This window comes from Streptomyces sp. YIM 121038 (assembly GCF_006088715.1).
Lineage (GTDB): Bacteria > Actinomycetota > Actinomycetes > Streptomycetales > Streptomycetaceae > Streptomyces.
In genome coordinates this window covers 3,767,668-3,789,214 of the sequence record NZ_CP030771.1, presented here as the reverse complement: position 1 = coordinate 3,789,214, position 21,547 = coordinate 3,767,668, and the positions used below count along the sequence as shown (strand labels likewise).

Below are 21,547 nucleotides of genomic sequence, written 5' to 3'. Positions count from 1 at the left end.
GAGTGAAAGCAAGGAGTTTACCGGTCATATGTGGGGCTGGAGGCCACTGTTGAGGCGGGCGCACTCAGGCGGGTGCGAATGTTGCCGAAGTGTTCGCGTATGGCCCGTTCCGCGCGCAGGACGTCCGAGGAGCGGACCGCGTCGAGGATCTCGCGGTGCTGGCGGCAAGTGATCTTCGGGTCCCTCGGTACGTCGACGAGGTCGGTGCGGACCTTGTGGAAGGCGTCCCAGAACGCCTCCAGGACCTCGCCGAGGAGCCGGTTGCCCAGGCAGCGGTAGAGCGTGGCGTGGAAGGCGCGGTCGGTCTCGGCGCGGACCTCGCCGTCGGGCCCGGCGGCCTCGGCGTCCATGCGGTCCACGAGCGCGTCGAGCTCGGCCAGGTCGGCGGGCGGCAGGGAGCCCGCGAGGCGCGCGATCAGCCCGGTCTCGACGGCCTCGCGCAGCTCCAGGAGCTGGAGCAGGCTGTCCTCGCCGCGGTAGTGCCCGGCCACGGTGCGGAAGGTGAGGCCCTCGATCATCGGGGCCATCGACATCGGCCCGACGTAGGTGCCGAAGCCGTGCCGGATCTCGACGATGCCCATGGCCTGGAGCGCCTTGAGCGCCTCGCGCACCGAGTTCCGGCTGACGCCGAGGCGCTCCATCAGCTCCGGCTCGGTCGGCAGCACGGAGCCGGAGGGCAGCCGCTGGTCGATGATGAGTTTCTTGATCCGCTCCTGGATGTCCCGCGCCATGGGCGCAACGGTAGCGGCAGAACGACGAAAGCCCCCCGTTGGAGACGGGGGGCTTTCGCTGTCTGTGCGCCGCCAGGGACTCGAACCCCGGACCCGCTGATTAAGAGTCAGCTGCTCTAACCAACTGAGCTAGCGGCGCCTGCTGACAGAGATAACTCTACCGGACGTCGAGGGGTGCTCTTGACCACCTGGGTCTCGGGGGTGCTTCCCGGCGGTAGTGCGGGGAGTGGTCCGCGGGGGCCTTTCCTGGGCCCCCTCCATCATTCGGACCGTCAACATGCGATATCCCCGGACAGTTGGAAAACTGACGGATATGCAGATGCGCGGACAATCCTGGCCGGGGGCCTTCCCCGGACACCCCGGCGGATGTGAGGGGAATCGCATGGAGGCCGCTCCGGCATTCGAGGAATTCAGGCCCGCGAGCGACTGCGGCTGCCCGGGCTGCGTGTACTGGCGGCGCGCCGGAATGCACGCGCTGCCGCCGGGGCGCGGCGGCCACCCGGGTGCGCACGGCGCCCGGCGGGCCCTGGTCCTCGCGGCCGCGGCGGGCTCCGTGCTCGGCCCCGGTCAGGCGCCGCCCGCGGCCGCGGCCCCGGTGCGGGATTCGTTTCCGCAGGTGGAAGCGGGTGTGGCGGCCCCGAAGGGGGACGACCCCGGCACCCCGCAGGGCAGGCAGAGCCCGCTGCACGGGACGAGCGCGCACGGCGCCCGGCTGCGCACCACCACCCGGGCCGAGATCATCGGCAGGGCCGGGCAGTGGGTGAACGCGCGGGTCCCGTACAACCTGCGGAGTTTCTGGGCGGACGGCTACCGGCAGGACTGCTCGGGCTTTGTCTCGATGGCCTGGGACCTCGGCGGAAACGAATGGACGGGCACGCTCGACCAGTACGGGACGCGCATCTCGAAGGCGGCCCTCGCGCCGGGGGACATTCTCCTGTTCCACAATCCGGCGAACCCGGAGAGGGGCTCGCACGTGACGATTTTCGGCGGCTGGACGGACTCCACGCGCACCTCCTATCTCGCCTATGAGCAGGCGCGGCCGTACACCCGGAAGAAGGCCACGCCCTACGCGTACTGGAAGGACGCGAACCGCTACCGGGCCTACCGGTACAAGGGCCTGCGGGCGCCGGGGCCCGCGGGTGCCGCCCCGGTGGTGTCCACGCGCTATCCCGGCGCGCGTTCCTTCGGGCCCGGCGCGCGCAACGCGTACGTCACCCGGCTCGGGCGGCTCCTGGTCGCCCGGGGCGGCGCCCCCTTCTACCGGTCGGGGCCGGGGCCCCGCTGGGGCGACGCCGACCGCAGGGCGACCCGGGCGTTCCAGCTGGCACAGGGCTGGACGGGCCGGGACGCGGACGGCATCCCGGGGCCGCTGACGTGGTCGTACCTGGTCACGGGCAAGGGCCGGGACATTCCGGGCGGCCGTGGCACCGGGAGCGGGCAGGGCGTCCCCGGCGCCCCTGGCGTGCCCGCCGCGCCCGCTGTCCCTGTTTTCCCCGGCAAGGCCCACTTCCGGCCCGGGCAGAGCAACGCGTACGTCGAGCTGCTCGGGCGGCAGCTCGTGCGCAAGGGCTTCGGCAAGCACTACGCGGTCGGGCCCGGGCCGCGCTGGGGCGAGGCGGACCGCAGGGCGGTCGAGGCCTTCCAGCGGGCGCAGGGCTGGCGGGGCGGCGCGGCCGACGGGATCCCGGGCCCCGAGACCTGGCGGCGGCTGTTCCGGTGAGGGGCCCGCGCGCGGCGGGGAACCCATGGCGGAGGCGACGGAGGCAGAGATGAGTACGACCACAGAGCGGTCCCCGGAGTCGGACGAAGGCCGGGGGCGCGGCGGCGCGGCGGGGGCCGCGGGCCGCCCGTCCCGCCTCATCCACAGCGAGGCCACCACGGAGATCCCCGTCCATCTGCTGTTCCGCGACGATCCACGGGATCCGGTGGGGGTGGCGCTGCCCTCCGCCGTGGTGCGCGGCGGTGCGGCGCGCCCCCGCGTGCGGCCGGGGCTCCGGGCGGAGGCGGGGCCCCGGGCGGAGGCGGCGGCCAGGGCGGAGGCGGCGCGGCCGTCCGTGCCGCTCCCGCCGCCGGTGCCCGGGGCCGACCCGGACCTCGCCGAGCGGCGCGCCCGGGTGCTGCCCGGCGCGGCCGGGGCGCTCGCCGGTGGCGTGGGCGCGGCCGGATGCGTGCTCGCGCTGTGGTGGGCCGGGGTGCTGCCCCGGGTCCTGCCCGGGGCGCCGGGCCGGGCGGGGGCGCAGGGGATCGGGGCCGCGCAGTGGGCGGTGCTCGCCGGGGCCGGGGCGCTCGCCCTGTTCGGGTTCGGCGGGCTCGCGCGCGGCCGGGTCGGCGGGGCGTGGGTCCTGACCCTGTTCGGCCGGTACCGGGGCAGCGTGCGGCGGACCGGCCTGCTGTGGGTGAACCCGCTGCTGCTGCGCCGCCGCGTGGACGTGCGGCTGCGGCACTGGCGCAGCGAGCCGATGGCCGCCGTGGACCGCTCCGGCGTGGCGCTGCGGGTGGTGGTCCTCGTGGTGTGGCGGGTCAGGGACACCGCGCGGGCCGCGCTCGCCGTCGCGGACCACCAGGAGTATCTGCGCGAGTGCGTGGAGGCGACCGCCGCGCGCGTCCTGTCGCGGCTGCCCGCCGACGCCTTCCACGACGGGGCGCGGGGCGCGGCCGACGGCGGTCCGACGCTGCGCGACGCGGAGGCCGTGGGGGAGGCCCTGACCCGGGCCCTCGCCGCGCAGGCGGAGCCGGTGGGGATCGAGGTCTTCTCCGTACAGCCGACGCGCATCGAGTACGCGCCGGAGGTGGCCGAGGCGATGCACCGGCGCCGGATCGCCGCGCTCGACGCGCGGCACCGCGACAGCGTGCTCACGTCGGTGGTGGACTCCGTCGAGGACACGGTGACGCGGCTGACCGCGCGCGGCCTGGTCGAGCTCGACGACTACGAGCGCAAGGCGCTGGTGAAGGATCTGACGGTGGCGTTCTACACGGGGCACGGCGAACGCTGATCACCGACAGCACCGACAGCACCGACAGCACCGACAGCACCGACAGCACCGACAGCACCGACAGCACCGACAGCACCGACAGCACCGACAGCACCGACAGCGCCGACAGCGCCGACAGCGCCGACCAAGCCGAGCGCCTCGGGACCGGGACGGCCCGGTCCCGAGGCGCTCGGCGTCGGCGTACTTGCCGAAGTGTGCCGGAACCGGCTGGTGGAACGGCAGTTGACGGGTGGGCGCGGCCCGTCGGCGGCGCGGGCATGGGCGCAGGCGGCGACGGCCCCCTCCGTGAACTTGTGGAGGAATCGCGGGGACGGTGCGACCGGATCGCCTCCACGGTTGGTATGGACATGTTCAACTAACCGCAATAATCTGAGACTTGGTCTAGACCGCACATCCCCGTAGGTCCAGACCATGCGAATCGCACCCCGCGTGGCACCGGAACCATCCGTCACACGGCAGCTCAGCACGACCGTCAGCGCGCACGGCTCACAGAACTACCCCCACGTTGTTCAGGAGCGCAGCATGCGAAAGAAGATGTCCGCCGCCATGCTCGGGATGGCGACGGTCGGAGCGTTCGTGCTCTCGACCGGCGGCGCCAGCAGCCATGGCTACACCGACCTGCCCGCAAGCCGTCAGATCAACTGCGCCAAGGGCGTGGTGACAGGCTGCGGTTCAATACAGTACGAACCGCAGAGCGTCGAGGGCCCCAAGGGCTTCCCGGCGGGCGGCCCCGCCGACGGAAAGCTCTGTTCCGCCGGACTCGCCGGCTTCAGCTCGCTCAACAAGGCGACGCAGCCGAACGGCAACGCGTGGCCCACGACGAAGGTGTCCGGCGGCCAGAGCTACAGCTTCCGCTGGCAGTTCACCGCGCGCCACCGCACCACGGACTTCCGGTACTACATCACCAAGCAGGGCTGGAACGAGAGCCAGCCCCTGACCAGGGCGGCGCTCGACACCCAGCCGTTCCTCACCGTCCCCTACAACAGCCAGCAGCCGCCCGCGACCCTGTCGCACAGCGGCACGATCCCGAGCGGCCGCAGCGGCCACCACGTGATCCTCGCTGTCTGGACGATCGCGGACACGGGCAACGCGTTCTACGCCTGCTCCGACGTGAACTTCTGAGACCGCGAGCACCTGGTTCAGAGGTTCTCCTGAGGATCTCCGCCACCCCCCACGGGTAGGTTCTGCGCACGCCGTACGTGACCGCGACGGCGTGCGCGGGACTTATCGGGGGATCCTCATGGACGCGTTCTTCTACCTCATACCGCTGTTCATGGCGGGCGTGGCCGTCGTCATGGCGGTCGCGATCCTCAGGCGCTCGGCCGAGGTGCGGCGCGCCTGGCGCAGCGGCCTGACCGCCGAGGCGCGCTGTCTGCGCACCTACACCACGACCTCCGGGCACCGCGACCACGTGTCCACGACCCTCCACCACGTCTACGAGTTCGCCGCCCGCGACGGCCGCACGGTCCGCTTCGAGGAGGAGAACGGCCCGGCGACGGTCGTCCAAGGCGACATCGTGACCGTGTACTACACCCCGGACCGGCCCGAGCGGGCGACCGCGCACGCGCCGCGGCCGGTCGCGAACACGCTGACCACGGTCGCCGTGCTCTGCTTCCTCGGCCTGTTCGCCGCCTTCTGCCTCTCCTTCGCCGCCGGAGCGCCCGCTGTCGTCTCCGACAGCTTCAGCTGGGGCGACGGCGTGAGCGTCGACGACGACCCGGCCGCCGACGTGCCGTGGGAGTCCGACCCGGAGATCGAAGTGCCCTGAGGCGCCCGGCTAGCGTGACCGCGTGAAGCACACGTTGCGGTGCGCGGCCTACGTGCTGTCCGGGGCCGCGCTGGGAGCACCCCTCCTCGTCGCCCTGGCCACCGGCCTCGCCCTCGGCCTGGCCGCCAGCCTCGTCGTGGTGGGCATCCCCCTGCTCGCGCTCCTCGCGCTCGCGGGCGTGCCCGTGGCGGCCCTGGAGCGCCGCCGCGCCCGGCTCGTGCGGCCGGAGCCCCTTGCCGGCCCGCACCGCGTCCCCGAGGCCCCGGGGCTCGCGGCCTGGCTGCGGCTGCGGGTGCGGGAGCAGGCGACCTGGCGGGAGTTGGCGTACGCCGTCCTGATGGCCTGCGTGCTGTGGCCCCTCGACCTGGCCGTCGCCGCCTGCACGCTGGGGCTGCCCCTCGCCCTGGCCGCCGCGCCCGCCCACCTCGCGCTCGCGGGCGGCCCCGGGGGCGGCGGCGTCCGGCCCGCGAAGCTGTGGTTCGTCGCGTCCTACCCGGCGGCCTGCGGCACCGCCCTGCTCGGCCTGGCCCTGCTCGCCGCCCTGGCCTACCCGCTCGGCGCGTACGCCACCGCCCGCGCCGCCGTCGCCCGGCTCCTGCTCGCCCCGCGCGAGGCCGAGACCGAGGCGCGGCTCGCCGAGGTCACCCGGTCCAGGGCCCGGCTCGTCGCCGCCTTCGAGGCCGAGCGCCGCCGGGTGGAGCGGGACCTGCACGACGGGGCGCAGCAGCGGCTCGTCGCCCTCAGCATGGGCCTCGGCCTCGCCCGCCTCGACGCCGAGCCGGGCAGCCCGCTGGCGGTCCGGCTCGCCGCGGCCCACCAGGAGGCCGACCGGGTCCTCGCCGAACTGCGCGAGCTGATCCGGGGCATCCACCCGCGCGTCCTCGCGGACTACGGCCTCGCGGCCGCCGTGGAGGACGCCGCCGACCGCTCGCCCGTGCCCGTCGACACCGACGCGGACCTGCCCCGGCTGCCCGAACCCGTGGAGTCCGCCGCGTACTTCGCGGTCCGCGAGGCCCTCGCCAACGTCGCCCGGCACAGCGGCGCCGCACGGGCCGAGGTGCACGCCCGGCACACGGGCGGCGCCCTGCGGCTGCGGGTGCGCGACGACGGGCGCGGCGGCGCCGACCCCGCGCGGGGCACCGGGCTGACCGGTCTCGCCGACCGCCTCGCCGTCCTCGATGGCACACTGACCGTCACCAGTCCGCCCGGCGGGCCGACCGTCCTGTCCCTGGAGATACCGTGCGACCCGATGCCGCCCGCGCCCGCCGCGTAGTCCTCGCCGAGGACAGCGTGCTGCTGCGCGAGGGCCTCGTCGGGGTGCTCACCCGCTTCGGGCACGAGGTCGCCGCCGCGGTCGGCGACGCGGACGCGCTGCGCCGGGCCGTCGCCGAGCACGGCCCTGACGTCGTCGTCACCGACGTGCGGATGCCGCCCGGCTTCCAGGACGAGGGGCTGCGCGCCGCGCTCGCCCTGCGCGCCGAGCGGCCGCACCTGCCGGTCCTCGTGCTCAGCCAGTACGTGCAGCGTTCGTACGCCGCCGAGTTGCTGGACACCGGCGACGGCGTCGGCGTCGGCTATCTGCTCAAGGACCGGGTCGGCCAGGTCGAGCAGTTCGTGGACGCCTTCACCCGGGTCGCCGACGGCGGCACGGTCGTGGACCCCGAAGTCGTACGGCAGTTGCTGCGGCGCAGGCGCGACCCGCTGGAGCGGCTCACGCCGCGCGAGCGCGAGGTGCTCGCGCTGGTCGCGGAGGGCCGGTCCAACGCCGCGATCGCCGCCGAACTCGTCGTCACCGAGGCCGCCGTGGGCAAACACATCGGCAACATCCTCGGCAAGCTCGACCTGCCCGTCACCGACGGCACGCACCGGCGCGTGCTCGCCGTCCTCACGTACCTCAGGTCCTGACTACGATCCCGGGCATGAGCATGTCGGAGCAAGAGCCCGCGGAGCGCGGGGCCCGCACCCCGCGCCAGGCACGGCGACTGCGCGTCGCCGCCGCCACCGCGGGGATGGCGGTGGCGGCGGTGCTGCTTGCTGTGCGCCTGCTGGACAGAGCGTCCGTTCTGGTCGTAGGCGTGTACGGGCTGCTGCTCATCCTGTGCGGAGTCGTCGTCGAACTGAGCCGCCGCGGCCGCACCAGGCTCGGCAGTTACCTCCTCGGCTGCGGGCTCGCCGTCGCCGTCGTCATGGACGTCATCGTGCTCTCCTGAGGAGCGGGCGCGGCCGCCTCGTGCTCCGTCCTGACCTTGGCCGGGGCCTCCTTGAGCCCGTACCGCCGGTGCAGCCGCCGCAGGAACGGCGGGGCCCACCACGCCCGGTCGCCGAGCAGCGTCATCGCGGCGGGCACGAGGAGCATCCGTACGATCGTGGCGTCGATCAGGACCGCGAGCGTCAGGCCCAGGCCGATCTGCAGGATCGGCGAGAAGCCGCCCGTCATGAAGCCGCCGAAGACGATGGCGAGCAGCAGCGCGGCACAGGTCACCACGCGGCCCGAGCGGCGCAGCCCCTCGACGACCGCCTCGTGCGCGTCCCCGGTCGCCTCCCAGGACTCCCGCATCCGCGACAGGATGAACAGCTCGTAGTCCATGGCGAGCCCGAACGCGATCGCGACGATCAGCGGCGGCGCGGTCAGGCTGAGCGCGCCGAGCCCCTCGCCGCCGAGCAGCGAGGCCCCGTGCCCGTCCTGGAACACCCAGGTCACCACGCCGAGCGCGGCCCCCAGGCTCAGGAGCGTGGTCAGCAGCGTCCGCAGCGGGCTGAGCAGCGAGCCGGTGAAGGCGAAGAGCAGCGCGAACAGCCCCCCGAGCACGGTGAGCACGGCCCAGGGCGCCCGGTCGGCGAGCATCGCCCGGAAGTCCACGAGCCGGGCCGCGGTGCCGGTCACCTGGGCCGGCTCGCCGTCGCGCAGGTCGCGCACCCGCTCGACGAGGGCGGTGGCGTCCGGCCCGTCCGCCGAGCCGGTCGGGGTGAGCCGCACCAGCGTCGAACCGTTCGGCAGGCGCTCGCTGTCCGACCGGGTGACCCCGGACAGGGCGCGGATCTCCCGCGCGTAGGCGGGGTCGGCGCCGGGCCGGATCATGACGTCGACGGTGTTCACGTCCGTGCCCGCGGGGAAGTGCTCGTGCACGGCGTCGTAGAGCTGCCGGGCCTCGGTGTCGTGAGGCAGCTGGCGGGCGTCGCCGATCTCGATGCGCAGGCCGAGGGCGGGCGTCGCGAGCACGGCGAGCCCGGCGACCACGGTGACCAGGACGGCGTAGGGACGCCGGGCCGAGAAGCGGGCGAGCCGGGCGAAGAGCGCGCCGGGCTCCGCCGGCCGCTTCCGCAGCCGGGCCTTCGCGCGCTTGGGCGTCAGCTTGCCGCCGAACAGGGCGAGCAGCGCGGGCAGCAGCGTCAGGGCCGCCAGCATGTCGACCACGACGACCGCGCCCGCCGCGAGGCCCATGCTCCGCAGGAACGGGCTGGGGAACCACACCAGGCCCGACAGGCACACCGCCACCGTCAGGCCGGAGAACAGCACGGTCCGTCCGGCGTGCGCGACCGTCGCGTGCACGGCGCGTACGACATCCGGCTCACGCCCCCGTTCCTCGCGGAACCGCACCACCATGAGGAGCGCGTAGTCCACCGCGAGGCCGAGGCCCAGCATCGACACCACCTGCACCGCGTACACGGAGATGTCCGTGACCTGGCTGAACGCGAACAGCGTCAGGAACGCCCCGGCCACCCCGCTCACCGCCACGAGCAGCGGCAGCCCGGCCGCCCGCAGCCCGCCGAAGATCAGCAGCAGGGCGAGCAGCACCGCGGGCAGGGTGATCAGCTCGGCGCGCGCCACGTCCTCCTGGGCCCGCCCGCCCATCTGGTCGCCGAGCAGCGGATCGCCGCTGACCGCCACGTCGACGCGGTCGTCGGCCGCCCCGGCGATCTCCCGCAGCCGGTCGGCGGCGTCGTTCACCGCGTGGATCTCGTCGCGGTCGGAGAGGTCGCCCTCCAGCGTGACGGGGATCAGGAGCACCTTCCCGTCCTCGGCGACGAGGCCCTTGCCGGTGTACGGGTCGAGGACGCGGTCGACGCCCGGCAGGCCGCGCAGGTCGGCGAGCGCGTCGGCCACCGCGGTCCGCACCTCGGGGGCGCGCACCGAGCCGTCCGCGCCGCCCGTGACGGACGCCGTGAAGGACTCCCCGCCCGGCGTGAGCGGCCCGAGCACCTCGCTCGTGACCGCGGACTCGCTGCCGGGCACGTCCTCCACGGACGAGTTGAGGTCGCCGAAGACCCGCGTACCGAAGCCGAATCCGACGGCGAGCAGCAGAAACCAGACCAACAGCACCAAGACCGGACGCCGGGTGGCCGTCCGGGACAGCTTGGCGAGCATGACCGCTCCTAACTGGCCCCAGGGGCCGGGGCGAAGACTGTTCTCGGCCATACCTTCGCCCGGCGCCGGCACCCGCCGGATCGCCGTGGGGAGCGGTCTTCGGGGACGCGGTCCCTGGGTCGCGCGAGGGAGGGCGCGGGCCGCGCTCCCTCCGGCGGGGGAGGACCGCTCAGCGGCCCTGGTCCCCGGGCACCACGAGCCCGTGCTCGTAGGCGCAGATCACCGCCTGGACGCGGTCCCGCAGCGCCAGCTTCGACAGGACGTTGCTGACGTGGGTCTTCACGGTGTGCTCGCTGACCACGAACTCCGCCGCTATCTCCGCGTTCGACAGGCCGCGGGCGAGCAGCCGCAGCGTCTCCTCCTCGCGGGCGGTGAGCACCCCGAGGTGGTGCGAGGGGCCCGCGGCGGACGAGGGGGACGGTGCCGCCGCCTCGCCGGGGCGGCCGCGGCGCACGAAGTCCGCGACCAGACGGCGGGTCACGGACGGGGCGAGCAGCGAGTCCCCGGCGGCGACGACGCGGACCGCGTGCACCAGGTCGTCCCTGCGCACGTCCTTGAGCAGGAATCCGCTCGCGCCCGCGTACAGGGCGTCGTAGACGTACTCGTCGATGTCGAAGGTCGTCAGCATCACCACCCGGCAGCCGGACTCCGCGCACACCACGCGGGCGGCCTCGATGCCGTCGACGCCGGGCATGCGGACGTCCAGGAGCAGCACGTCCGGCGTCAGACGGCGCACGGCGGCGATGGCCTCGGCGCCGTCGCCCGCCTCGGCCACCACCTCGATGCCGGGCTGCGCGTCAAGGATCATCGCGAAGCCGCTGCGCACCAGCTCCTGGTCGTCGGCCACCACCACGCGGATGCTCATGCGCCAAGGATGCCGTGGGCAGCCGCGCCGCGACACGGAATCCGCCTCCCGCGGCGGGTCCCACGTCGACCCGGCCGCCACAGGCCGCGGCGCGCTCGCGGATGCCGACCAGGCCGTAGCCCCCGCCGGTGCCCCGCGCGGCCCCCGTGCCGTCGTCCGTCACCGTCAGCGCCAGTTCCCGTGGTGACCAGGCCACTTCCACGGTCACCAGGCTCGCTCCCGCGTGTTTCAGTACGTTCGTCAGCGCCTCCTGGGCCAGGCGGTACGCGGCCACGTCGACGTCGGCGGCCAGCGGGCGCGTCTCGCCGGACTCCTTCAACCGCACGGTGACGCCCGCCTGTTCGACGCGGGCCAGCAGCGCGGGCAGCGCCGCGAGGGCGGGCTGGGGCCCCCGGCCGCCGTCCGGGGAGCCGTCGCCGTCCGCCTCCCGCAGCACCCCGAGTATCCGGCGCAGCTGCTCCATCGCGTCCCGCCCGGCCGCGCCGATCGCCTCGAACGCCCGCTCCGCGCGCCCCGGATCGGCCCGCACCACCACGGGGCCCGCCTCGGCCTGCACCACCATGACGCTCACGGCGTGCGCCACCACGTCGTGCATGTCCCGGGCGATCCGGGCCCGTTCACGGGCCACGGCCCGCGCGGTCTCGCCGGCCCGCTCCCGCTCCAGGCGCAGCGCCCGGTCCTCCAGGGCCGCGGTGTAGGCGCGCTGCACCCGGGCCAGTACCCCGAAGCCGTACGCGCTGACGAAGCTCAGCAGGTGGAAGGCGTACTCGAAGGGCTCGGCCCGCTCCCGGAACGTCATCGTGGCCGTCGCGCCGATCAGCCAGGTGGCGAGCACGACGCGCCGCTGCACGGGCTTGCCGACGACGGCGAGGGTGTAGAGCGCGACCAGGCCGCCGTAGGCGACGTCCGGCGGCGGCGCCCGGTAGACGGCCATCGCGGGCGTGAACACGCTCACCAGATAGACGCTGAGCATCGGCGCGCGCCGCCGCCACGCCAGGGGCACCGCGGTGCCCGCGCCCAGCAGGAAGCCGATCGGCGAGAGCCGGTCGTCGCCCTCGTGGGGGAAGAGGAACTGCAGGGACGTGGCGAACAGGACGAGGGCGGCGAGGGCCCCGTCCGTGAGGTACGGGTGGAACGAGTGGAACGAATGGAACGGGTGGTGACGGCGGCGTGCCGGTCCAGGTCTCGGCACGGACGTTCGCTGCATGCGGCGGCTCCCTCGCGCGGGGGTTGCCAGTTCAGCACGGGCGGCGGGCCGCGTCCTCGCCGGTGCGGGGGATATCCGGCGCCCCGGCGCGCGGCCCGCGCGGGGGAGGTCAGCAGCGCCGGTACACGTACGCGTCCTCCCCGGCGGGGCTCACGTCGCGGTCGCGCAGGACGATGGAGAGCTTGTCGCCCCAGCGGCGGCACGCGGCCTCGAAGCCCTTCTTCTCGTACTCGACGTCGAAGACCTTCCGCCCGTACACCGCCGCGTAGTCGCCGCACTCGCCGTACTGGCCGCACTCCTCGGCGACGGCGAAGTCGAAGCCGAGCTTCGCGTCCAGGAACTCGGTGGTGTTCTTCTGCGCGATGGCCAGGCCCCGGTCGTGGGCCCTGCGCACGAGGAGCCGCGCGAAGGCCCGGCCGTCGGCGGCCTTGAGACGGCCGTCGGAGCGCGCGTAGGAGTCGAGGTTGTCGGGCTCCACGGCGTCGAAGCCGGCGCGGGCGCAGCCGTCGATCCACGGGCCGACGACGGTGAGCAGGGCCTTGCGCTTGGCGGCGGTGGAGATGTCGAGGAGCGGCTCCTTCCAGTCCTCGTCGATCACGGGCTCGCCGTCGGAGTCGCGCAGCAGCAGGCCGGGGTGGTTCTCGCGCCACCACGCGGCGGTCCTGCCGCCGGGCTGGGCCTGGAAGGCGTTCACGTAGCAGATGTTGTAGCGGCCGGGGACGGGCTTCGCCGCGCGGTCGCGGGAGACGGCCCGGACGCCGTCGGGCGGCGGGTAGGCGCCGCCGAGCTGGTAGTCGAAGGCGGCACCGGCGCGGGGCGCCTGCGGCGCGCGGTCGGGCCTTTCGGGGGACGAGTCGTCGCTGGAGCAGCTGGTGAGGAGGGCGGTGGCGAGAGCGAGGGCCCCGAGGGCACGGGCCGGGCGGCTGAGCGACATGTGATCCTCCTCGAGGAGCAGGCGTGTGGAGAGCGCCCCGGTAGGGGCGCGGGGAACTGCGCGACAAGCCACGATGCACCCGCAGCCGAGAGACGACTATCGCGGCAGGCGGGGCGGGGCGCTCAGCCCCGGCCACCCGCAACCCGCCCGATCAGGGCGAAGGGCGGCTCGTCGGCCAGGTAGAAGTGCCCGCCGGGCAGCGTGAACCGCTCGAAGGCGGCCCGGGTGGTCTCCCGCCAGGCCTCGGCCTGCTCGACGCGCACCCGGCCGTCGGCGTCACCGAGCAGAACGGTGACGGGGCAGTCGAGCGGGGCGGCGTCCACCGGGGCCGTGTACCCCGCGACCATGCGGAAGTCCGCGCTCACGTACGGCATGACCAGCTCCAGGAAGAGCGGGTTGTCGAGCAGCTCCGCCTCCGTGCCGCCGAGGCGGCGCAGGATGTCGAGGACCTTCGCGTCGTCGAGGGCCGCGGCCTCCTCGGGCGAGCCCTGCGCGGTGTGCGGGGCCCGGGAGGCGGAGGCGAAGAGGTGCTCGGGGCGGGCGCCCCCGGCCTGCCAGATCCGCGCGACCTCGTACGCGACGGTGGCGCCCATGCTGTGCCCGAAGAAGACCGTGGGCCGTCCGTCGGGGAGCGGCCGCAGCTCCCGGGCGAGGTCGCGGGCCAGCTGCCGCAGATCGGTGGCGGGCGGCTCGGCGATGCGCTCGCCGCGCGCCGGGTAGCAGACCGCGTGCACCTCGAAGTCGGGCAGGGCCTTGCCCCAGGTGCGGAAGAAGTGCGGCGAGCCGCCCGCGTGCGGGAAGCACACGAGGCGCCGGGCCGCGAAGGGCCGTGGTTCCACGACGGTCGTCCACACCATGTTGTCCCCCCACCACCGGTACCTGGTCGACATCCGATGATCGCACGCGCGGCCGACGCCCGCGGAAACACGAAGAGGGCCCCTCCGGAAACCGGAGGGGCCCTCTTGAAGCCAGCATCGAGTGGGTGACCCGATCGCTAGTGCGCCGCCAGGGACTCGAACCCCGGACCCGCTGATTAAGAGTCAGCTGCTCTAACCAACTGAGCTAGCGGCGCCTGCTGACGAAGAAAATATTACCCGGTCCGCGGGGGTGCTCATGACCACCGGCTCAGATCGCCAGGGAGAGCAGCACCGGGGCCGCCTTGCGGTTCAGCGTCTCCGCGGCCTCCCGCAGCCGGTGCGCGCGCTCGACCGGCAGGGACAGGGCCAGACAGCCGACGGCCTCGCCCGCCGTGACGGGAACGGCGGCGCAGACCGTGCCGACCGCGTACTCCTGGATGTCGAGGACGGGGACCGTGGGGGCCTGGGCGGCGAGCTTCGTCAGCAGCACCCGCTCGTTCGTGATCGTCCGCGAGGTGAGCCGGGGCATCTTGTGGCGGGCCAGGTGGTCCCGGCGCGCGGCCACGTCCAGCTGGCCGAGCAGGCTCTTGCCGACCGCGCACGCGTGGCCCGCGACGCGGAAGTCCACCCACTCGTTGACCTTCGGCGTGCGGGGGCCGTCCGCGACGTCCATGACCCGGATCTCGCCGTCCACGTACCGGCTCACGTACACGGCGGCGCCGATCGAGTCGCGCAGGCCGACGAGGGTGCTCTGGAGCTTCTCGCGCAGGGCGCGGCCGCGCTCGTGGGCGGAGCCGAGCCGGTTGAGGGCGGCGCCCGTCACATACGCCCCGTCCGCGAGCTGCTCCACGTACCCCTCGCGGAGCAGCATGCGCAGGAGCGGGGCGAGCCGGGCCGGGGGCAGGGCGGCGTGCCGGGCCAGTTCGCCGTCGGTGACGCCGGTGCCGCGGCGCGCGACGAGTTCGAGCACGCGCAGGGCGTGCTGCACCGACCGGTGCGCTGTCGTCGGCTCGTGCTGGAGTGTCACGGCTCTCCCCCTCGACCCCTCGTGGCCCCGGTGGCCCGGTGATCCCTGGACACTACGGTTTCCGGACAGCTGGACCCTGTCCACCATAACCGCCAAATCGCCTGCTGGTAGGGGGCGTTGGAGGTTTCTACGGCGTTCCCGGCGCGCCCCGGCGGGGCGCGCCGGGAAAATCCCGACGTGGGCGCCGCTCAGAGCACCGCGGACAGGAACTCGCGGGTCCGGTTGTGCTCGGGGTCGGTGAAGATCTTCTCCGGCGGGCCGGACTCGATCACCCGGCCCGCGTCGAACATCAGGACCTGGTCGGAGATGTCCCGGGCGAAGTTCATCTCGTGGGTCACGCAGAGCATGGTGATGTCCGTGGTGTGCGCGATGTCCCGCAGCACGTCGAGGACCCCGGCGACCAGCTCCGGGTCGAGCGCCGACGTCACCTCGTCCAGGAGGAGCACCTGCGGGCGCATCGCGAGGGCGCGGGCGATGGCGACCCGCTGCTGCTGGCCGCCGGAGAGCTGCGTCGGGTAGGAGTCGCACTTGTCGCCGAGGCCGACCAGGTCGAGCAGGTCGCGGGCGCGCTGCTCGGCCTCGTCCTTGGGCAGGCCGAGGACGGTGACGGGGGCCTCCGTGATGTTGCGAAGCACCTTCATGTTCGGGAAGAGGTTGAACTGCTGGAAGACCATCCCGATGTTCTTGCGGACCTCGCGGACGTGCTTCTCGCCCGCGGGCACGAGCCTGCCGTTCTTCTCCTCGTGCGTCAGATACGTGCCGCCGACCTTGATCGTGCCCTCGTCCGGCTTGATCAGGGTCATGAGCAGCCGCAGGATCGTCGTCTTGCCGGAGCCCGACGGGCCGATCAGCGTCACGTGCTTGCCGGAGGCCACGGAGAAGTCCAGCTCGTCCAGGACCGTGTTCGAGCCGAAGCGCTTGACGACCTTGTCGAAGCGGATCAGCTCGCTGCCGTCGACGGCCGGGTTCGCCCGGTCTTTGGAGAGGTGGGTGTCAGCGGACAAGACGGCGCTCCAGGGCTCGCAGGAGGAGGGAGGACGGATAGGCGATGAGGATGAAGGCGACGCCGACGACGGTCAGCGCCTCCGTGTACTGGAAGGTCTGCGCCGCCTCGAGCCGCGAGCGCTGGAGCAGCTCCAGGACGCCGATGCCGGAGAGCAGCGGGGTGTCCTTGAGCATCGCGATGACGTAGTTGCCGAGCGCGGGGACCACGCGGCGGATCGCCTGCGGCAGGATCACCGCGGTCCAGGTGCGCGGGTACGACAGGCTCAGCGCCTTGGCCGCCTCCCACTGGCCGACGGGCACGGCCTCGATGCCCGCGCGGTAGACCTGCGCGGTGTACGTCGAGTAGTGCAGGCCGATCGCGAGCGTGCCGGTGGTCTCGGCGGAGAACTGGATGTTCCACTCCGGCAGCACGAAGAACAGGAAGAAGAGCTGCACCAGCAGGGGCGTGTTGCGGATGAACTCGGTGATCAGGCCGACCGGCCAGCGGATGAACCGCGTCGGCGCGCGGAAGGCGAGCGCCCACACGAGCCCCAGCGAGAAGGCGATCAGCGAACCGAGCACGAGCGCCTGGAGGGTGACGAGCACCCCGTCCCAGAAGTGCGGCATGAAGTCGGCGACCGCGCCCCAGTCCCATGTGTCCGTACCGTGGTTCATCGCGCGGCACCCCCGCCCGTGACGCCCGTGGCACCGGCGCTGCCCGCGGCACTTGAGGTGGCCGTGACGCCCGCCGTGCTCAACTCACTCGACTTGGCGCTCGGCTGACGGAACCTCAGCCACGGGCCGAGGCCCTGGCGCGGCTCCGGGAACTGCCCGATCCCGGCCTTGGCCCTGCGCTCAAGGAGCTTCATGCCGCGCGTGAGCAGGAAGGCGAGCACGAAGTAGATGACCAGCGTGATCGAGTAGATCTGCGCGCTCTCGGTGGTCGCGAGCCGCACCAGGTACGCCGCGAAGGACACGTCGCCGATGCCGAGCAGCGACACCAGGGCGGTGCCCTTGAGCAGCTCGACGAGCAGGTTGCAGAACGACGGGATCATCTCCGGGACCGCCTGCGGCAGCAGGACGAGCCGCATCCGCTGCCACGGCGTGAAGCTCAGCGCGACCCCCGCTTCGCGCTGCGCCGGAGCCACCGCGTTCAGGGCGCCGCGCACGATCTCGGCGCCGTACGCGCCGTAGGAGAGCCCGAGGGCGAGCACGGCCGCCCACATCGGCACCAGCGCCCAGCCCGCGAGCTGCGGCAGGACGAAGAAGATCCAGAACATCAGGATCAGGGCGGACACGCCCCGGAAGACCTCGGTGTAGAACGCGGCGAAGAACCGCACCGCGCGCGAGCGGTGCGTGCGCGCCATGCCGATGCCGAAGGCGACCGCGGTGGCGAGCGCCGCGCTGTAGACGGTCAGCTGAACGGTGATCCAGATGCCCGGCAGGACCCAGTGTTCCCAGAGGCCCGCTGTCATCGGCACAGCTCCTTGGCGGTCAGGGTGGTCATCTCGGCCTCCGTGAAGCCGAACGGCTTGAGCACCCGGAAGAGCTCGCCGCTCTTCTTCATCTTGTGGATCTCCACGTTGAAGGCGTCCCGCAGCCCGGTGTCCGTGGGCCGGAACGTGAAGCCGCCGCCGTCGACGTGCTTCTCGCCGTCGATGACGGGCGCGAACGGCTCGGTGGCCTCGGCCCTGCGGCTCTTGCGCACGACCTGGCGCGCGGTCAGGGCGGTGCCGCCGAACACGTCGATGCGCCCGGCCTCGACCGCGTTCAGGCCCGCGACCTGGTCCTGGAGGATGACGATGTCGCTCTCCGCGTACCCCGCGGCGACGGCGTACGCGATCTCGGCGTACCCGGTGCCCGTCCCGAACCTGGCCTTCTTCCGCACCACGTCCTGGTACGTGCGCAGCCCCTTCGGGTTGCCCTTGCGGACGATGAAGGAGTCCAGCATCTGGTACTCGGGATCGGAGAAGATGACCTGCTGGCAGCGCTCCTTGTTGATGTACATCCCGGCGGACACGACGTCGAACTGCTGCGTCTTGAGCCCCGGTATCAGCGAGCTGAAGTCGGTCGCGACGGGCTGCACGCGGCCGACGCCGAGCCGCTTGAAGATGATCTTCGCGAGCTCCACCGCCTCGCCGGTGAAGTCCCCCTCGTCGTTGATGTACCCGTACGGTGCCTCGCCCGCGATGCCGAGCCGCACCGTGCCCTGCGACTTCAGGCGGGCCAGCGTGTCCCCGGTGGGGATGCGGCTGCAGCCCGCCGCGCCCAGCGCGCCGACCGCGCCGAGGGCGGCGGCGGACGCCAGGACCGCACGCCGGGGCGGGCCCGGCGCGCGCCCGGGTCTGCGCCCGTCCGCCCGTCCGCTCGCCGTCTTGATGGGGTTGCTCAGTGGTGGAGCCATGGGCGCGCGGCTACCCGACCCGACGCGAGATATGCGGATCAATTCAGGCCCCGCCGGGATCCCGGGGCCCGGCGGACGTCCTCTTGACGCGGGCCGCGCCCCCGGGAGGACCATGGGGCGCATGGCAGACCGCTACATCGAAGTCGCCCTGGCCAAGCGCGGTGTCCGGGCCACGGCGCGGCTCCTCGACGACAAGGCTCCGGTGACCTGCGCGGCCGTGTGGGACGCGCTGCCGCTCAGCGGCGAGGTGTACCACGCGAAGTACGCCCGCAACGAGATCTACGCCCTCTTCCCGCCCTTCGCCCCCGAAGAGCCCCCGCTGGAGAACCCCACCATCACGCCCATCCCGGGCGACCTGTGCTACTTCACCTTCGCCGGCACCGAACTGGGCACGGCGTCGCACGGCTACGACACCCCGCCCCCGAGCGGCACGGTCGTCGACCTCGCCCTCTTCTACGAGCGCAACAACCTGCTGGTCAACGGCGACGTCGGCTGGGTCCCCGCCATCGTCTGGGGCGAGGTCGTGGACGGCCTCGCGGCGCTGGCCGAGGCCTGCAACGACCTGTGGCGCACCGGAGCCCAGGGGGAGACCCTGAGCTTCCGGCGGCGCCCCTCGGACACGGGCGGCTAGGCCACCGGCCCGGGGCGCGGGATCGCCGCCGCCCCGGCCTCGTACAGCGCGTGGGCGGCCCGCAGCACCACGTCGTCGGCGAACCGCGCCCCGACCAGCTGCATCCCCACGGGCAGGCCGTCCCCGTCCACCCCGCACGGCACCGTCGCCGCGGGCTGCTGGGTGAGGTTGAAGGGGTAGGTGAACGGGGTCCACCCCGTCCACCGCCGCGCCCCGCTGCGCGGCGGCACCTCGACGCCCGCCGCGAAGGCCGTGACCGGCAGCGTCGGCGTGACCAGCAGGTCGTACGTCTCGTGGAAGCGGCCCATGCGCCGCCCCAGCTCCATCCGGACGTCCACCGCCGCGAGGTAGTCGAGGGCGCTGAACCGCGCGCCCTGCCCGCACACCTCCCGCAGCGCCGGGTCGAGCAACTCCCGGCGCGCGGGCGGCAGCTGCTGCACGACCCGGGCCGCCCCGCTGAACCACAGCGTGTGGAAGGCCTCCACCGGGTCGGCGAAGTCGGGGTCGGTCTCCTCGACGTACGCGCCGAGCGAGGCGAGGGCCTCCACGCCCGCGCGCACGGCCGCCGCCACCGCGGGCCGCACCGCGACCTGCCCGCCGAGCGTCGGCGAGTACGCCACCCGCAGCCCCCGCACCCCGCCGCGCAGCGCCTCCCGGAAGGTGCCCCCGCGCGGGCCCAGACAGGACCAGTCCCGGGCGTCGGGAAGCCCGATCACGTCCATGAGCAGCGCCGCGTCCGCCGCGTCCCGCGTCATCGGCCCCACGTGCGAGAGCGTCCCGAACGAGGACGGGGGGAACAACGGCACCCTCCCGTACGTCGGCTTGAGCGCGAAGATCCCGCAGAACGCGCCGGGGATCCGCACCGAGCCGCCGCCGTCCGTGCCGAGCGACAGCGGCCCCGCGCCGAGAGCCACGGCCGCCGCGCTGCCGCCGCTGGAGCCGCCCGCGGTGCGCGTGGTGTCGTACGGATTGCGGGTGATGCCGTGCCGGGGGCTGTCCGTGACGCCCTTCCAGCCGAACTCGGGCGTGGTCGTCTTGCCGACGAACACCGCGCCCTGCTCGCGCAGCCGCGCCACGGACGGCGCGTCCTCGTCCCACGGGCCCTCCTCGCCGACGCACCGGGAGCCGCGCAGCGTGGGCGCGCCGCGCTGGAGCAGGATGTCCTTGACCGTGACCGGCACCCCGTCCACGAGCCCGAGCGGCTCGCCCGCGCGCCAGCGCTCCGCGCTCTCCCGCGCCCCCGCGAGCGCCGCCTCCGCGTCGGTCCGGACGAACGCGTTCACCGAGGGCTGGATCTCCTCGGCCCTGCGCAGCACCGCGCGCGTCGCGTCGACGGGGCTGAACTCGCCCTTGCGGTAGCCATCGACGAGTTGTACGGCGGTCAGTTCGGCGAGCTCAGTCATGCACGCTCCTGGAAGAGGCCCGACGGGGGGACGGCGCCGGGGGAACTCGGGGGACGCGTGATCCCTGCCCACTCGCGCCCGCGGTCAGTGCCCCGGAACGTATCCGCGTTCCTTGTCGACGACGTTCGGCAGCGGCCGCCCCGCCTCCCACCGGCCGTACAACGCCACGAACTGCGCGCCGAGTTCGTCGCGCCAGCCCACGGTGTCGCCGCTCATGTGCGGGGACACCAGCAGCCCGGGAGCCGTCCACAGCGGGCTGTCCGGCGCCAGCGGCTCGTGCTCGAAGACGTCCAGGGCCGCGCCCGCGATCCACCGCTTCGACAGCGCGGCCACCAGGTCGTCCTCCACGACCAACGGGCCCCGGCCCACGTTGATGAACCGCGCCGAGGGCTGCATCACGCCGAAGCGGCGCTCGTCGAACATGCCGCGGGTGTCCTCGGTGAGCGGCGCCGCGCACACCACCCAGTCGGCGCGGGCGAGCAGCCGGTCGAGGTCGGCGGGGCCGTGCACACCGGTCCGCGGGGTGCGGCCGACCAGGACCGTGGTGACGCCGATCGCCTTGAGCGCGCGCACGATCGCCCGGCCGATCGGGCCCGAACCCACCACGCACGCGCGCGTGCCCGCCACCCGCTGGCTCTCGCGGTGCAGCCACGTCCGCTCGCCCTGGAGGGCGAGCGTGCGCGGCAGGTCCTTGGCCAGCGCGAGCACGAGCGCCGCGACGTACTCGGCGATCGGCTGGTCGAAGACGCCCCGGGCATTGGTCACCACGGTGTCGGAGGCGACGAGTTCGGGACACATCAGCCGGTCGACACCCGCGCTCGCGGTGTGCACCCAGCGCGGCCGCGGCCCCTCGCCAGGCCAGGCGCGGCGCACCGCGTCGGACAGGAAGTCCCACACCAACAGCACGTCGGCGCCCGGCAGTTCCCCGGCGAGGCCGTCCGCGTCGGTGTGCCGGACGCGGGCCCGGCCGGTCAGCGCGCCGAGCCGCGGCGGCGGCGCGGGCGCCGGGGCGTCGAGGACCAGGACGGTGGGGGGCGCCCCGGCGCCCCCGGACCCGGTTCTTTCGGACACGGTGGAGAATCCGTTTCGCAACGAGAGCCCGCTTCCCTGGAAGTGCGTGCTGGACTGGAGGTGTGCGGCACGTGTCTCCGAGCGCCCGGGCCACGGCCCGCACGGTCCGCACGGAGCGCCCGGACCGCGCGCGGACGGACGGCTCGGACGACGGGCCGGACGGCGCCCGCGACGCCGCGCGAGCCGGCGTCTTCGACTGTCTGAGATGTGCGGATTGACCACGCTGGCACCCGAACCTACCTTCGTCAACAGAGGCACTGCACTCCCGTGACGGCGGCGGCGAGTACGTTCGGCGCACCCGCTCCC

The 21,547-nt window shown here is 73.8% G+C and carries 22 protein-coding genes and 2 tRNA genes; 9 read left to right on the top strand and 15 right to left on the bottom strand.

Features of this window, described 5'->3' with window-relative positions:
- Positions 1 to 17: 17 nt before the first annotated feature.
- Together C9F11_RS15805 and C9F11_RS15800 are read right to left on the bottom strand one after the other, a co-directional pair.
- Positions 18 to 731, bottom strand: a complete 714-nt coding sequence (locus C9F11_RS15805) for a FadR/GntR family transcriptional regulator (protein WP_138959901.1) — start codon at positions 729 to 731, stop codon at positions 18 to 20.
- A gap of 65 nt (positions 732 to 796) precedes the next feature.
- Positions 797 to 870 (bottom strand) — tRNA-Lys (locus tag C9F11_RS15800).
- A 243-nt stretch (positions 871 to 1,113) separates the two neighbouring features.
- Here C9F11_RS15800 and C9F11_RS15795 point away from each other — a divergent pair.
- The 7 genes from C9F11_RS15795 to C9F11_RS15760 all read left to right on the top strand — a co-directional run bounded on the left by C9F11_RS15795 (position 1,114) and on the right by C9F11_RS15760 (position 7,702).
- Entirely contained in the window at positions 1,114 to 2,451 is a 1,338-nt protein-coding gene (locus C9F11_RS15795; protein WP_138959900.1) for a peptidoglycan-binding protein, read from the top strand.
- Positions 2,452 to 2,500: 49 nt separating this feature from the next.
- Positions 2,501 to 3,724: an SPFH domain-containing protein gene (locus C9F11_RS15790; RefSeq protein ID WP_138959899.1), complete on the top strand. Its 1,224-nt coding sequence runs from the start codon at positions 2,501 to 2,503 to the stop codon at positions 3,722 to 3,724.
- A 522-nt stretch (positions 3,725 to 4,246) separates the two neighbouring features.
- Positions 4,247 to 4,846 (top strand): lytic polysaccharide monooxygenase, encoded by a 600-nt coding sequence (locus tag C9F11_RS15780; protein WP_138959898.1) that lies wholly within the window; start codon positions 4,247 to 4,249, stop codon positions 4,844 to 4,846.
- A 91-nt stretch (positions 4,847 to 4,937) separates the two neighbouring features.
- Complete coding sequence (locus C9F11_RS15775) at positions 4,938 to 5,492, top strand: DUF3592 domain-containing protein (RefSeq protein ID WP_346347281.1); 555 nt, start codon at positions 4,938 to 4,940, stop codon at positions 5,490 to 5,492.
- 22 nt (positions 5,493 to 5,514) lie between these two features.
- Positions 5,515 to 6,765, top strand: a complete 1,251-nt coding sequence (locus C9F11_RS15770) for a sensor histidine kinase (RefSeq protein ID WP_138959897.1) — start codon at positions 5,515 to 5,517, stop codon at positions 6,763 to 6,765.
- Positions 6,732 to 7,397, top strand: a complete 666-nt coding sequence (locus C9F11_RS15765; RefSeq protein WP_138959896.1) for a response regulator transcription factor — start codon at positions 6,732 to 6,734, stop codon at positions 7,395 to 7,397. The genes C9F11_RS15770 and C9F11_RS15765 overlap by 34 nt, the downstream gene beginning before the upstream one ends.
- Positions 7,398 to 7,411: 14 nt before the next feature.
- Positions 7,412 to 7,702, top strand: a complete 291-nt coding sequence (locus C9F11_RS15760; RefSeq protein ID WP_138959895.1) for a hypothetical protein — start codon at positions 7,412 to 7,414, stop codon at positions 7,700 to 7,702.
- Here C9F11_RS15760 and C9F11_RS15755 read toward each other — a convergent pair.
- The 11 genes from C9F11_RS15755 to ehuB form a co-directional block, all read right to left on the bottom strand.
- Positions 7,642 to 9,858, bottom strand: coding sequence for an MMPL family transporter (locus tag C9F11_RS15755; protein WP_138959894.1), 2,217 nt, complete (start codon positions 9,856 to 9,858; stop codon positions 7,642 to 7,644). The two genes, C9F11_RS15760 and C9F11_RS15755, sit on opposite strands and share 61 nt — an antisense overlap.
- A gap of 169 nt (positions 9,859 to 10,027) precedes the next feature.
- Entirely contained in the window at positions 10,028 to 10,723 is a 696-nt protein-coding gene (locus C9F11_RS15750) for a response regulator transcription factor (protein ID WP_138959893.1), read from the bottom strand.
- Entirely contained in the window at positions 10,656 to 11,930 is a 1,275-nt protein-coding gene (locus C9F11_RS15745) for a histidine kinase (protein ID WP_138959892.1), read from the bottom strand. Before C9F11_RS15745 ends, C9F11_RS15750 begins: the two co-directional genes overlap by 68 nt.
- Positions 11,931 to 12,039: 109 nt before the next feature.
- Positions 12,040 to 12,864 carry an endo alpha-1,4 polygalactosaminidase gene (locus C9F11_RS15740; RefSeq protein ID WP_138959891.1) on the bottom strand — a complete coding sequence of 275 codons (825 nt, stop codon included), beginning with the start codon at positions 12,862 to 12,864 and terminating at the stop codon, positions 12,040 to 12,042.
- 122 nt (positions 12,865 to 12,986) lie between these two features.
- The gene (locus C9F11_RS15735) at positions 12,987 to 13,754 is read right to left on the bottom strand and encodes an alpha/beta fold hydrolase (RefSeq protein ID WP_212767818.1); all 768 of its coding nucleotides are present in this window, start codon (positions 13,752 to 13,754) and stop codon (positions 12,987 to 12,989) included.
- Positions 13,755 to 13,862: 108 nt separating this feature from the next.
- A tRNA-Lys gene (locus C9F11_RS15730) sits at positions 13,863 to 13,936 on the bottom strand.
- A gap of 53 nt (positions 13,937 to 13,989) precedes the next feature.
- Complete coding sequence (locus tag C9F11_RS15725; RefSeq protein ID WP_138959890.1) at positions 13,990 to 14,748, bottom strand: IclR family transcriptional regulator C-terminal domain-containing protein; 759 nt, start codon at positions 14,746 to 14,748, stop codon at positions 13,990 to 13,992.
- Positions 14,749 to 14,936: 188 nt separating this feature from the next.
- Positions 14,937 to 15,752: an ectoine/hydroxyectoine ABC transporter ATP-binding protein EhuA gene (gene ehuA, locus C9F11_RS15720; protein ID WP_138959889.1), complete on the bottom strand. Its 816-nt coding sequence runs from the start codon at positions 15,750 to 15,752 to the stop codon at positions 14,937 to 14,939.
- A complete protein-coding gene (gene ehuD / locus C9F11_RS15715) occupies positions 15,742 to 16,407 on the bottom strand; it encodes an ectoine/hydroxyectoine ABC transporter permease subunit EhuD (protein ID WP_138959888.1) in 666 nt (221 codons plus the stop codon). Before ehuD ends, ehuA begins: the two co-directional genes overlap by 11 nt.
- On the bottom strand, positions 16,404 to 17,207 hold the full coding sequence (gene ehuC / locus C9F11_RS15710; RefSeq protein ID WP_138959887.1) for an ectoine/hydroxyectoine ABC transporter permease subunit EhuC: 804 nt from the start codon (positions 17,205 to 17,207) through the stop codon (positions 16,404 to 16,406). The genes ehuD and ehuC overlap by 4 nt, the downstream gene beginning before the upstream one ends.
- Positions 17,204 to 18,136 carry an ectoine/hydroxyectoine ABC transporter substrate-binding protein EhuB gene (gene ehuB / locus C9F11_RS15705; RefSeq protein ID WP_138959886.1) on the bottom strand — a complete coding sequence of 311 codons (933 nt, stop codon included), beginning with the start codon at positions 18,134 to 18,136 and terminating at the stop codon, positions 17,204 to 17,206. Before ehuB ends, ehuC begins: the two co-directional genes overlap by 4 nt.
- Positions 18,137 to 18,257: 121 nt before the next feature.
- Here ehuB and C9F11_RS15700 point away from each other — a divergent pair, with 121 nt between their 5' ends.
- Positions 18,258 to 18,767: a DUF3830 family protein gene (locus C9F11_RS15700; protein WP_138959885.1), complete on the top strand. Its 510-nt coding sequence runs from the start codon at positions 18,258 to 18,260 to the stop codon at positions 18,765 to 18,767.
- Here C9F11_RS15700 and C9F11_RS15695 read toward each other — a convergent pair.
- Complete coding sequence (locus C9F11_RS15695) at positions 18,764 to 20,170, bottom strand: amidase (RefSeq protein WP_138959884.1); 1,407 nt, start codon at positions 20,168 to 20,170, stop codon at positions 18,764 to 18,766. The genes C9F11_RS15700 and C9F11_RS15695 overlap by 4 nt on opposite strands.
- An 84-nt stretch (positions 20,171 to 20,254) precedes the next feature.
- Entirely contained in the window at positions 20,255 to 21,241 is a 987-nt protein-coding gene (locus tag C9F11_RS15690) for a D-2-hydroxyacid dehydrogenase (RefSeq protein ID WP_138959883.1), read from the bottom strand.
- 71 nt (positions 21,242 to 21,312) lie between these two features.
- On the opposite strand from C9F11_RS15690, the gene C9F11_RS47380 reads away from it, so the two are divergent.
- Positions 21,313 to 21,459 (top strand): hypothetical protein, encoded by a 147-nt coding sequence (locus C9F11_RS47380; protein ID WP_171075744.1) that lies wholly within the window; start codon positions 21,313 to 21,315, stop codon positions 21,457 to 21,459.
- Positions 21,460 to 21,547: the final 88 nt, after the last annotated feature.